The organism is Acinetobacter colistiniresistens (assembly GCF_000413935.1).
GTDB lineage: Bacteria > Pseudomonadota > Gammaproteobacteria > Pseudomonadales > Moraxellaceae > Acinetobacter > Acinetobacter colistiniresistens.
On sequence record NZ_KE340379.1, the window covers coordinates 498,757 to 511,165 of the forward strand.

14 protein-coding genes are annotated in these 12,409 nt (G+C 41.4%); 6 read left to right on the forward strand and 8 right to left on the reverse strand.

Going from position 1 to position 12,409, the window contains the following annotated elements:
* Positions 1-278 precede the first annotated feature (278 nt).
* From purB to F907_RS11115, 4 genes are all read right to left on the reverse strand, one after another.
* A complete protein-coding gene (gene purB, locus F907_RS11130) occupies positions 279-1,667 on the reverse strand; it encodes an adenylosuccinate lyase (protein WP_016651891.1) in 1,389 nt (462 codons plus the stop codon).
* Between the two features lie 89 nt (positions 1,668-1,756).
* Positions 1,757-2,488, reverse strand: coding sequence for a high frequency lysogenization protein HflD (gene hflD / locus F907_RS11125; protein WP_016651892.1), 732 nt, complete (start codon positions 2,486-2,488; stop codon positions 1,757-1,759).
* A gap of 18 nt (positions 2,489-2,506) precedes the next feature.
* Positions 2,507-3,640: a tRNA 2-thiouridine(34) synthase MnmA gene (mnmA, locus tag F907_RS11120; RefSeq protein WP_005271862.1), complete on the reverse strand. Its 1,134-nt coding sequence runs from the start codon at positions 3,638-3,640 to the stop codon at positions 2,507-2,509.
* Positions 3,641-3,644: 4 nt separating this feature from the next.
* Positions 3,645-4,133, reverse strand: a complete 489-nt coding sequence (locus F907_RS11115; protein ID WP_005271851.1) for an NUDIX hydrolase — start codon at positions 4,131-4,133, stop codon at positions 3,645-3,647.
* Between the two features lie 299 nt (positions 4,134-4,432).
* Between F907_RS11115 and fmdA the strand changes: the two genes are divergently transcribed.
* Together fmdA and F907_RS11105 are read left to right on the forward strand one after the other, a co-directional pair.
* A complete protein-coding gene (gene fmdA, locus F907_RS11110; protein ID WP_016651893.1) occupies positions 4,433-5,608 on the forward strand; it encodes a formamidase in 1,176 nt (391 codons plus the stop codon).
* 35 nt (positions 5,609-5,643) lie between these two features.
* Positions 5,644-5,940 carry an FmdB family zinc ribbon protein gene (locus F907_RS11105; protein ID WP_016651894.1) on the forward strand — a complete coding sequence of 99 codons (297 nt, stop codon included), beginning with the start codon at positions 5,644-5,646 and terminating at the stop codon, positions 5,938-5,940.
* A 75-nt stretch (positions 5,941-6,015) separates the two neighbouring features.
* On the opposite strand, the gene F907_RS11100 is transcribed toward F907_RS11105, so the two are convergent.
* The 3 genes from F907_RS11100 to F907_RS11090 form a co-directional block, all read right to left on the reverse strand.
* Positions 6,016-6,558: a gamma carbonic anhydrase family protein gene (locus F907_RS11100; protein WP_016651895.1), complete on the reverse strand. Its 543-nt coding sequence runs from the start codon at positions 6,556-6,558 to the stop codon at positions 6,016-6,018.
* A 92-nt stretch (positions 6,559-6,650) separates the two neighbouring features.
* Positions 6,651-7,799, reverse strand: a complete 1,149-nt coding sequence (gene dacC, locus F907_RS11095) for a D-alanyl-D-alanine carboxypeptidase PBP5/6 (protein ID WP_005271844.1) — start codon at positions 7,797-7,799, stop codon at positions 6,651-6,653.
* A 127-nt stretch (positions 7,800-7,926) separates the two neighbouring features.
* Complete coding sequence (locus F907_RS11090; protein WP_016651896.1) at positions 7,927-8,331, reverse strand: MCR_0457 family protein; 405 nt, start codon at positions 8,329-8,331, stop codon at positions 7,927-7,929.
* Positions 8,332-8,657: 326 nt separating this feature from the next.
* Between F907_RS11090 and F907_RS11085 the strand changes: the two genes are divergently transcribed.
* Positions 8,658-9,020: a VOC family protein gene (locus F907_RS11085; protein WP_016651897.1), complete on the forward strand. Its 363-nt coding sequence runs from the start codon at positions 8,658-8,660 to the stop codon at positions 9,018-9,020.
* 124 nt (positions 9,021-9,144) lie between these two features.
* Here F907_RS11085 and F907_RS11080 read toward each other — a convergent pair whose 3' ends face one another.
* Positions 9,145-9,519, reverse strand: a complete 375-nt coding sequence (locus F907_RS11080; protein ID WP_005271840.1) for an MCR_0457 family protein — start codon at positions 9,517-9,519, stop codon at positions 9,145-9,147.
* Between the two features lie 102 nt (positions 9,520-9,621).
* Between F907_RS11080 and surE the strand changes: the two genes are divergently transcribed.
* The 3 genes from surE (at position 9,622) to F907_RS11065 (ending at position 12,394) form a co-directional block, all read left to right on the forward strand.
* Positions 9,622-10,392, forward strand: a complete 771-nt coding sequence (gene surE / locus F907_RS11075; protein WP_005242997.1) for a 5'/3'-nucleotidase SurE — start codon at positions 9,622-9,624, stop codon at positions 10,390-10,392.
* A gap of 110 nt (positions 10,393-10,502) precedes the next feature.
* The gene (locus F907_RS11070) at positions 10,503-11,327 is read left to right on the forward strand and encodes a peptidoglycan DD-metalloendopeptidase family protein (protein WP_016651899.1); all 825 of its coding nucleotides are present in this window, start codon (positions 10,503-10,505) and stop codon (positions 11,325-11,327) included.
* Between the two features lie 137 nt (positions 11,328-11,464).
* Complete coding sequence (locus F907_RS11065; protein ID WP_005271838.1) at positions 11,465-12,394, forward strand: LysR family transcriptional regulator; 930 nt, start codon at positions 11,465-11,467, stop codon at positions 12,392-12,394.
* Positions 12,395-12,409: the final 15 nt, after the last annotated feature.

Sequence of the window (12,409 nt, forward strand, 5' to 3'; positions counted from 1 at the left end):
GGGGAATAAGCTATTTTCTACTATAAGGGATATATTTTTAACTATTAAATATGATGAGGATATCAATCCAAAGATGCGTGAAATGCTATTCAAGAAATATAAAATAGAACCATCTGAATTTGGGTGATATTAGGAGTGATGCTTAAAGTGAAGTCTATTAAATCAAAATTTTAAAAATTTTTTAGAAATAGGCTGTGAGAATGGCTTCTAAAAATAATTGTAGGGTGATGAAACAAAAAAAGCAGAGCCGAAGCTCTGCTTTTTTAAGTCAATCAGTTTTAGATCTTGCTAATCAAATCATTGATTTGTTTTGCTTGTTCAGCGGCATTTCCTGTATAAGTTGCAGGAGTAAGCTCAGCTAAACGAGTACGTTCATCTTCTGGCACTTGCGCAAGTTCATCACCTTTCACAAAGTTTACCATCATGTCGCGTGTCATAGCCTGACCACGGGTAAGCGCTTTTAATTTTTCGTATGGCTTTTCAACGTTATAACGACGCATAACTGTTTGAATTGGTTCAGCAAGAACTTCTTGTGCTTCGTTTAAATCTTCGTCTAAACGTGCAGCATTCAATTCAAGTTTACCAATCCCTTTTAAGCAGGCATCAAACGCAATTAAGCTTTGCGCAAAACCAACACCCATATTACGTAATACAGTTGAGTCGGTTAAGTCACGCTGCCAGCGAGAAACTGGAAGTTTTTCACCAAGGTGACCCAAGACAGCATTGGCAATACCCAAGTTACCTTCAGAGTTTTCAAAGTCGATCGGGTTTACTTTGTGTGGCATAGTTGAAGAACCCACTTCGCCATCTTTTAACTTTTGTTTGAAGTAACCGAGAGAGATATAACCCCAAACATCACGGTTAAAGTCGATCAAGATGGTGTTGTAACGGCGTAAAGCATCAAACAATTCAGCCATATAGTCATGTGGCTCGATTTGCGTGGTGTACGGGTTGAAGCTTAAACCTAAAGACTCAACGAATGCTTGTGCATGTGCAGCCCAGTCAATTTCTGGGTAAGCAGAAAGGTGGGCGTTATAGTTACCGACAGCACCATTGATCTTGCCCAATAACTCAACATTTTCAAATTGCTTGATTTGGCGCGCTAAACGATAAGCAACGTTCGCCATCTCTTTACCCAAAGTGGTTGGGCTTGCAGTTTGACCGTGTGTACGAGATAACATCGGTTGGTCGGCATGTGTAATCGCCAAAGCTGAGATCGCATTGAGAATTTGTTTCATGCTTGAAACGAGAACCTCACGACCATTTTTCAACATAAGCGCATGAGACAAGTTATTAATGTCTTCAGACGTACAAGCAAAGTGAATAAATTCACCTGCATTTTGTAATTCATCGATGTTGGCAATTTTTTCTTTAAGGAAGTATTCAACTGCTTTTACATCGTGGTTAGTGGTGCGTTCAATTTCTTTAATGCGGTTTGCATCTTGTTCAGAGAAATCTGCAACAATCGCATCTAAAGCAGCATTGGTTTCATTTGAAAATGGCGCAACTTCGATGATTTCTGCACGATTTGCAAGTGCTTGTAACCAACGCACTTCAACCGTGACACGAGCGTGGATTAAACCAAACTCAGACAAAAAAGGGCGTAGGGCATCGCATTTGCTAGCGTAACGTCCATCAAGTGGCGAGAGTGCGGTTAAAGCATTCATACAGATTCCTTAAATTAAAGTCTCTCCTTACAGGAGAGATTTAGAGAGGTTGTAAAACGGTATAAAAATAAATTCGTTGTAGCATCGGTCTATACCACCTGATACTGCAAACGAGCGAGAGCTTGGATATCTTGTAATAACTTGCGTTTGCTAAAGATCATCGCCCAAGAGCTACCACCGAGCTGTTTCCATAAATGCGCCATCTGCAAGCCTGTAAATAGGCAGGCACGAATACGGTTGGTATGGTTGATGTCTTTAAAAGCTTCTGCATTGCCACGCACTAAAATACGTGGATTAATCTGCCCGGCAGTTTCAACATAGGTCTGTGCGAGATTGGCAATAATGCTTGGGTGCAGATAGTTATTATCGAAAAATGAGAGTTGCTTTAAGATTTTTTGTTGTGCGGTTTCGATGATTTTGACGTATTCGGGATTACTGTAGACTTTCTTTTCCAGTTGCAATAAGGCCATTGCATAGGACATTGGCAGTTTAGCGGTGGACATTTTGGGAACACGAGATTTGGGTGACGTATTAAAAGGTTGGGTAATACAACCTTCTAATGTTTTTAAACCAAGTGAAATATCAGCAAGCTGGTTAAAGAAATCGAGGGTTTGCTTGGCATTATTAGCGGTCGGGCGGATATTCAGACTGGCTTTGATCAAGAGTTCAAAGTAAAAATTACCACTATCGCCAATACTTTGCTGACCTGCCATTGCGGTCATATGTGTAAGCTGGGTTGCTTGAAAGACCGCAGCCAATGCCAGAGCACGGTTCTGTCTAACATTCAACGCTTGAGTGTGCTGAAAGGGTAACTCGACCATGCTTCGCTTCCAATTTCCTTAAATAAAATCTGGTTCAGGTGCATTGGTATGGTGAATCACACCACCACCTAAGCACACCTCTCCGGAGTAGAACACCACGCTTTGCCCAGGCGTTACAGCGCGTTGTGGTTCATCAAACTCAACCCGAATACCATGTTCAGTCTGTTCATCACGATAAATTGTACACGCCTGATCAGGTTGGCGATAACGGGTTTTTGCCGTGCATCGGAATCCAGTACTTGGAATATCCTGTTCACCTGCAACCCAATCAATCGACTCGCTCCAAAGCTGTGTACTTTGCATTAATGGATGTTCATGTCCTTGGCCAATCACCAGTCGGTTATTGGCAATATCTTTATGCAGTACGAACCATGCACCTTCTTGTACACCTTTCATCCCACCGATACCAATACCACCGCGTTGACCCAGCGTATAGTACATCAAGCCATGATGTTCACCAACTTCTTTACCTGATTCCAAAACAATTTTTCCAGCTTGTGCAGGTAAATATTGTTTGAGGAAGTCAGTAAAACGGCGCTCACCAATAAAACAAATACCCGTTGAGTCTTTTTTCTTGGCTGTTGCTAAATCAAGTTGTTCCGCAATGCGACGCACTTCGGGCTTTTCAATTTCACCGACTGGGAACAAGGTCTTGTTAATTTCACGACCATGTACCGCATGTAAGAAATAAGTCTGGTCTTTATTGTTATCGACACCACGCAGCAATGGGGCATAGGTTTCACCGCGTGAGTTCTGCATGCTCGCACCACGACGCGCATAGTGACCTGTTGCAATAAAGTCTGCACCTAAGGTCATGGCATGATCAAGGAAGGCACGGAATTTAATTTCTTTATTACATAAAATATCTGGGTTCGGGGTACGCCCAGCAGCGTATTCAGCCAAGAAGTGCTCAAAGACACGATCCCAATATTCCATGGCAAAGTTGGCAGTATGTAGCTTGATGCCAATCTTATCAGCAACAGCCTGTGCATCTGCTAGGTCTTCTAATGCTGTGCAGTAATCCGTACCATCATCTTCTTCCCAGTTTTTCATGAAAAGACCTTCAACTTGATATCCTTGTTGAAGTAATAATGCGGCAGAAACAGAGGAGTCTACACCACCAGACATACCGACGATGACACGTTGTTGCATCTAATTAAGCGTCCAAATGAGAAGTTAATGAGGGAGAGAAAGGGTGCTCGTAAATAAGCGATAAAGGATATTTTTTGCCAGCAAGGGCATCTTTAACAGCTTTTAAAACCAATGGACTACGTGCACGTGCGGATTCTTCTAGTTCATCCAGATTCATCCAGACCGCAGCAACAATGCCTGTATCCAGTTGCGCATTTTCTTCAACTGCCGTGACATGGGCCAAGAAGCAAAAGCGGTAATAGGTGCGGTCAGGAAACATTGGCGGTGTATAGGTGTAAATCCCGAGCAGATGATCAATTTCGACATGATGACCTGTTTCTTCTAAGGTCTCACGGATTGCTGCTTCGATAATGGTTTCACCACATTCGACATGACCCGCAGGTTGATTAAACACGGTATGTACAAAGCCTTCGCTGTGTTCTTCAACAAACAGAAAACGTCCGTCTTTTTCGACTACAGTGGCGACTGTGACATGAGGTGTCCAAGCGGTCATAGAAAGCACCATGGTTTTAAAAAACGTATTCTACAAAATTTGGCTGTTTTTGGCTATATAGGAAGGTTAATTCACTAAAGTAGAAGAAAAATATTTGTTGCCATTGGTGAGTATTTGTTGTGTTGAGAATCGAAAAGGAATTGCTTCAAAAAAACAGAATGTGCTAGTGTGTTTTTTGATCGCAAGGTAAAAATAATTATTCCATCCAAGAAGTGTAGCCTTTGTTTGGCCTTTCAATGATTTAGAAGTAGAACAGATAATTGATTAGATTCATATACATCACACGGAGTTGAAGTCATATGCAACATATTAAAATTAAACCTGGTGTCGCTTTAGCGGAACAAGCAGAGATTGGCCATAATCGCTGGCATCCAGATATTCCATTTTTAACATCGGTGAAACCAGGTGAAGAAATTCTGATTGAAAGTCTGGATTTTTTAGATGCCCAAATCAAAGATACCGATGATGTCTCCGATGTGAAAAATGTGGATCTCACACGAGCGCATCCACTGACAGGGCCTTTTTATGTTGAAGGGGCTGAGCCAGGGGATTTATTGGTGATCGATCTACTGGATATACAGCCAATCTCTTCGGTTGGCTTTTCTGGAGTCTTTGCCAAGGAAAATGGCGGTGGGTTTTTAGCTGATTATTTTCCTGAAGCAGATAAGGCGATTTGGGATTTAAAAGGCTTATTTGCAACCTCGCGTCATATTCCCGGTGTACGTATCGCAGGTTTAAAACATCCCGGATTAATGGGAACGCTTCCTTCGCATGAACTTTTAAAGGAGTGGAATCGTCGAGAAGCGTTATTGGTGCCTAAAGGGCAGGCCAATCCACCCGATCCAAGAACTGCGGTGCTGAGAGGCGTGACAGGAGCAGAGTTTGATCGGATGGCTGCTGAAGCAGCACGTACAGTGCCACCGCGTGAGCATGGGGGTAATACCGACATTAAAGATCTTGCTGCGGGCAGCCGTATTTATTTTCCTGTATATCAAAAAGGTGCCGGCTTCTCTATGGGGGATTTACACTTTTCACAAGGTGATGGTGAAATCGGTTTCTGTGGCGCGATTGAAATGGATGGGGTAACCCGTGTTGGTTTTGATCTGATTAAAGGCGGAATGGAAAAATATAATATTGATTCACCGATCTTTGTTCCAAGTAATGTCAGACCTAATTACGATCAGTGGTTAACCTTTGAAGGCATCAGTGTTGAAAATGGGGTAAATCATTATTTGGATGCCACGGTTGCTTATCGCCAAGCCTGTTTAAAAGCGATTAAGTATCTTGAGAATTTTGGATTTACCGGATCTCAAGCCTACATGTTGCTGACTGCTGCACCTGTTGAAGGGCGTATCGGTGGTATTGTGGATATTCCAAACTGTGCCTGCACAATTTCTTTACCGACCTCTATTTTTGAGAAGAATATTTTGCCGCAGGGTGCCTTAAACGAGAATAAGTTTTGGGGACACCGCTAGTAATATGAATACCAGCGTATAAGAAGGATTTTAAGATGCCATTGTATGATTTTAGATGTGAACATTGTGAAGGGATTTTTGAGCAGAATGTCCCGATGGTCAGTATTGCAAGGGATAATACGTCCTGCCCATATTGTCAGCAATCCATGTTATTAAAACCGATGATTACAGGGCATCAAAAGATCTCGGTTAAAAATAAATGGAGACCCTCATCGGGTGCCGAGCAATTGGCAGGGCCATTGGTTGAAGGACCCGGGACCCATAAAAAGGGTGCTCGGACATCGGTATTGCACAATTGCCGAGGCGTGAATTGTTCTTTATGTGAGCTGTGATATCTCACTGGTGTCAGCGCTTAATTATTTATATTTGATCAGCATTTAATAGAGCATTAAATGCTGATTTTCAAATTAATTCTCTTGATTGAGATAATTATCCTTCACTTTCACATAATGACGTGCTGAGTAAGGTAAAAATTCCATTTCTTTTTCAGTCAGTGCGCGAACTTGCTGAACTGGACTACCGACATAGAGATAACCACTTTTTAACACTTTACGTGGTGGAACCAGACTGCCTGCACCAATCATCACATCATCTTCAATAATGACGTCATCTAATACCACGGTATTAATCCCGATCAAGACACGATTGCCAATGCTACAACCATGTAAAGTCACATGATGTCCAACCGTCACATCTTCGCCAATTAGCAATGGAGAACCATTCGGTTTAGATTGATTTTTATGGCTGACATGCAACATACAATGATCTTGTACATTGCTGTTTTTACCAATCTGAATTGAATTGACATCACCACGAATCACCGCAAATGGCCAAACTGAAACATTCTCTGCTAATTTGACATCACCAATGACCACGGACATGTCATCCACGTAGCAGCTTGGATCAACATCAGGATTTTGGTCTAAATAAGGACGGATGTTCTTTGGCATAGTTGCTTTCGATCGAAAAATTTAAAGGAATTATAAAATAAAAAAGCATTCATGCCCAAGGGCATGAATGCTTAATCTGACTCTTCTAAAATTTAGAATAAGTTGCTGAAGAACATTTTGATATGGTCAATCATGCGGGCAAAGAAACCAGCTTCTTCAACAGGTTTTAATGCCACAAGTGGTTTCTCAGCAATCACTTTACCATCAAGACTCGCCACTAATTTACCAACCACTTGACCTTTGGCTAAAGGTGCATTGAGTTTCGGTTGAACCACAAGCTGAGTCTTGATTTTGTCAGCTTGGCCTTTAGGCATGGTAACGTTGAAGTTTTCAGCTAAGCCAATTTGAACTTCATCTTGTTTACCAAACCATACTTTTGCTTTAGCAAGTACTTGGTTGGCCGGTTGAACGTTTGCCGTTTCAAAGTTGGCAAAGCCCCAAGCCAATAAAGTACGAGTTTGGCTGGCACGTTCATTCATGCTTGGTGTACCAAAGATCACCGAGATCAAACGCATTGGACCACGTTTGCTCGATGTGGTTAAGCAGAAGCCAGCTTCATTGGTATGACCTGTTTTTAAGCCATCAACGCTTGGATCGGTATAAAGCAGGGCATTACGGTTACCTTGCTTAATTCCGTTGAAAGTAAATTCTTTTTCAGAATAGATCGGGTAGTACTTCGAACTGTCTTTGATAATGTGCTGAGCAAGAATCGCCATATCTTTTGCAGTTGAATAATGACCGTCAGCTGGCATACCTGTTGAGTTGATAAAATGTGTATTTACCATACCCACACGTTTTGCTTCTTGGTTCATCATGTGAGCAAAAGTGCCTTCGTTGCCCGCAATGTGTTCTGCCATTGCTTTAGATGCATCATTGCCCGACTGGATAATGATACCACGTAGCATTTCCAGAACTGTCGCCGTACCATTTAATGGAACGTACATACATGATTCAGAACTGCTGCCACGACACCACGCAGATTCATTCATGCGGACTTGTTCGTTTTCAGTCAATTCACCTTTTAAAAGCTTCTGCTCAATGATGTAGCTTGTCATCATTTTTGTCATTGAAGCAGGTGCAAGTTTTTCATTTTCATTTTTTGCAGCGAGAATCTGTCCAGTCTCGTAATCCATAAGTACATAGGATTTATTATTTAATTCTGGCGGAGCGGATAGGACAGTTGCTGCATATGAAAAGCTTGGCAAAAGGAGTAATGCAGCAAGAGCGCTTTTGTGAGTCATTCTAGGTGGTTCCAGTATCTTGTATGAAGCAGACGAGCCTAGCATTTTAGGACAAAGCAAAGCCGACTTCTACGGGAGAAATCGGCTTTTTCATACAGTATTGTAACCTGACGCTTAATTGGTCGGATTATTTCGAATAATAATTACGAACATCATCGCAAATTTGACGGTTGTCATTGTCAGAAGCTGCTTTTGCATCAGCACGCGCTTCTTTTAACGCTTCTTGGAAATCTTTACCTTTGACACGTTTGTTTAGGGTTTCGACAGCTTTGGCATCGTTATTTAAATAGGCTTTGACTAAATTGTCATAGGCTTTGTTAAATTTTAAATCTTTGCCGATTAAGCTTGGGCAAATTTCAGATAGAACATAGATTGCCGCAAGTTCTTGCTTGGTCACACTATCAGACGTAGGGGTTACTTCAATCTTTTCTGCTTCAGCGGTTTTTTTATCTGCTGCAAAGGCTGTAGGAGCTAAAGCGCTCGAAGCGATGAGCAATGATAAACCTAGTGTTTTAAAAACATTTTTCTTCATAAGAAATCAAACTCAAAACAAGACTTAAAGAATTTGAATAACTTATAGCATAAAAGCATGTTAAAAAATGTATGTTTGCTGTAGGAAGCGTAGAGAAAGTGTGGCTTTCAGCTTTCAAAATATAAAATATGGTTCGTACGATAAGAGTAGATATTCCTTGGCTTGACATCCTTGTTTGTACATAACATGCTTAAAAAAATAAGCTACAGTGGTTGCCCCGAGTGTTGCTATGAGTAGGCATGAAGTGGCTAGAGCTGTAGGGTGAATGAATAAAGCAAAAAAAGCACAAGAGAAAATAACAAATCACATGGAAAAGGAGTTAAAAGATGAAGGCAAAATTCACGGGTGGTGTTGATATCGCCCTTAAACTTCCACCACACCAATTTGAAGCTACGGTTATATTTTATCGTGACGTGATTGGTCTTAAACAAATTACAGAAAAATCGCCTGATATTGGTTTTGAACTTGGTCCAGTTAAATTGTGGCTGGCTCCAGCGCCAGAAATGAGTCAAGCTGAGCTTTGGCTGGAATTGTTTACGGATAATTTTCCTGAGGCTGCTCAATATTTAAATACGCAAGGGGTGACCCGTTGTGATGCAATTGAACCTTTGCCAGAAGGATTTCGAGGAGGGTGGATTACAAGCCCAGCCAATATTATTCATATGGTTCGAGAACCCGATGCTTGGTAATAACTGGTTATTGCTTGAATTCAAAAAAATGTGGATGGCGGTTGAGAGGTTGATAGATGGCTTATACAGGTTGTGTGGTTTTAAACGATTATGTGTAAAACCACAACAAAATCTTGAAAGCAGTTTAGCCTTCGAAATTGAGTACGTCTTCACATACTGATTTTTGTTCAGCTTTGTCCACTTCTGAGGCGGCTTCGCGTGCTTCTTTGAGTAGGCTTTTAAATTCTCCATCTTTTTGTAGACTGTCTAAAGATGCAGATTTGTCTGAGTAATTACTTAAATATGAACCCAGCATTTTTTTGATGTTCTGGTCAAATTTAGCATTCTTGCCAATTAGATTAGGGCACATTTCAATAAGGACTTGTGCATTGGCAATGTCATCTTTAATTAATGCATCCGCTTCTTTTGCTGAAACCGCTTCATCTGCAAAAACAGCGGGTGCTGTTAAAAGTGTGAAACTTACCCCAAAAATTCGAATAAAATTAGATAAATGTCTCATGGCTGTATAAATTTCTAATACTATGAAGCCATAAATATATATAATTCAAGGAATAATTCAATTGAAAAAACTGCCTAGTAACATTGAAGAGATTTGATTTTAGTGAATATTTTAATCGCGAATGATGATGGTGTGTTTGCACCAGGATTACAGGCTTTAGCGCAAGCGTTAAAGCCATTAGGCCGAGTGGTTGTGGTTGCTCCTGAAAGTGAGCGAAGCGGTTACTCGAGTGCTTTGACCTTAGACCGTCCCTTACGTCCTATCCAGATTTCTGAAGATGTCTGGGCTGTTAATGGAACACCTGCGGATTGTGTTTATTTATCAATGAACGGTCTTTTTGATTTTGAATTCGATCTGGTGGTCAGTGGTATCAACAGCGGGGCAAATCTGGGAGATGATGTTCTATATTCAGGTACGGTCGGTGCAGCTTTTGAAGGGCGTTTAATGAAACATCCAGCAATTGCCGTGTCGCTAGCGGGATCCAATGTTCGTGCTTATGAACATCCACAGCATTATGCAGTAGCGGCAAAATGGGTACATGACTTTATTGCTAAAGGTCTGCCAGTGCTGCCACCACGTCACATCTTTAATATTAATATCCCGGATATTGAACAGATCAAAGGGGCGCAGGTCACCTATCAGGGTCGCCGTGCACAATCAAAGCCGATCAGTAGTCATGTCGACCCACGTGGACGTCAAGTGTATTGGATTGGCTTAGCTGGAGAAGCAATTACTGATCCGCAAGCTGGGTCAAGTGAAATCCAGTCCGATTTTTTTGCTGTTTCAAATGGCTATGTCAGTATTACACCGATCCAGATGGATGCAACCAACTATGCGGTACTTGAAAATTTACATGCTCATGTAAATGGTTAGCCGTATGAATGTTATAAGTTTGTGAATATAGAAAGTGAGAACTCGTTTTTTCTCACTTTTTTGATACTCTTAGGCGCAAAGTAAATAAGGTTTTTTCGATGAGGGCGAAGATGCACTTAAACCATGTCTCGGTTTTTCTATCACAGAAGATGATTAAAACAATCGTTTTGTCTATGGCGGTTGCTACAGTGGCAGTTATGACAGGTTGTGCATCTAAACCGCAAGTAAATAATGGAACACGTTATGTGCAAGCACCGAATTATTATACTGTACGCTCCGGTGATACACTGAGTGCAATCTCAAATCGCTATGGTTTGAACTACTTGGATGTTGCTGCACTGAATGGAATTGCACCGCCTTATCGAATTTATGTGAATCAGTCTTTGCGTTTAAAAGGTTCTGTAGCGCAGCGTACAACGTCTACGCAAGCCATGACACAAACGACACCTATTCAACGTCAAAGTATTAATTTGCCATCTCAGCAACCTGTTGTACCAAAAACACAACCTGTTGTACCGAGACCCGTTGTTCCTGCTGTACCAGTGAACCCATCAACGACTTTGGCTTCGAGTCTGCGTTGGGTCAAACCATCGAATGGTCCGATTATTCAAACCTTTAATTTAGCGAGTAATGTGAAAGGGACGCGTTACGGTGGTAACGAAGGTGATCCAGTTTTTGCTGCAGCAAATGGACAAGTAGTCTATGCCGCGGATGGCCTAAAAGAATATGGTAATCTGGTTTTGGTGAAGCATATTGATGGTTACATCACCGCTTACGCGCACAACAGTAAAATGCTAGTGAAGAGTGGCGATACAGTGACTGCGGGACAGAAAATCGCAGAAATGGGATCATCAGGTGCATCACGTGTCATGTTGGAGTTCCAAGTTCGTTTAGATGGTAAACCTGTGAACCCAGTCACGGTTTTACCAAATTAACGTTAAGATTATTAATAATCATTCAATAATTTATTAATAATCCTCTAGTGCGCAAATAGACTTCCTTGTATACTGAATTGAGATTGCTTTCATTAGAACAATAAGCATATTAATAAATTAAGGTAAGAGGGAAGTCTATGCTAGATCAATTGCGTGCAATGGGGGTTTTCGCCTGTGTTGTGGAAAGAAGCTCTTTCAGTGGTGCAGCACGAGAGTTAGGAATCACAACCAGCGCAGTGAGTCAACAAATCCGCTCTTTAGAGCAAGAAATGGATGTCACTTTACTTCATCGCTCAACTCGAAAACTGAGTCTTACCGAGGCTGGGCAAGCATTCTTTTTAAGTTGCCAAGAAATGTTAGCTGCGGCTGAGCGTGGCAAAATCCGAATTAATGAATTACGTGATGATCTGGTTGGAGATCTGCGTATTGCGACCACACCTGAACTTGGTGCATTGCATATTATTCCTGCGCTTTCTCATTGGATGTCAGCACATAAAGGCTTAGCCATTCATTTTGAAGCGGATCATCGTTATATCGATCTCATTGAAGAGCGTATTGATATTGCGATTCGAATGAGTCTTAAAGTGGATGATCATCAACTGTCAGCTGTCCCTTTGGCAAGAGTTGATCAGGTATTGGTTGCTTCCCCGAGCTATTTGAATCAAGCCCAACCAATTACGCGCCCTGAAGATTTGCATCATCATGAATTACTTCCAATCACCTTGATGCAAAACTACCAACACTTTTCGTTCCGTCATGGGACAAGTGGGGAAGTTGTTAATGTGGATATGAAATCACGTTTAGGCACCAATAATGTCTTTGTTGCTAAGTCACTATGCCAACAAGGACATGGAATTGCCCGTATTTTATATATGGATATTCAAAAGGAATTGGTGAGTGGCTCTTTGGTTGAAGTGTTACCAGATTGGCAGTTACCTGCATATACCTTACATGCGTTAACATCGAAACGTGAACAATATCCAATGAAAGTACATCGCTGTATTGACGCACTGAAGCAATATTTTGCTCAGTTACCTGGTGGGCGTTCCTTGCAGGGCGTAGCCTGATTCATAAAAAAGCCA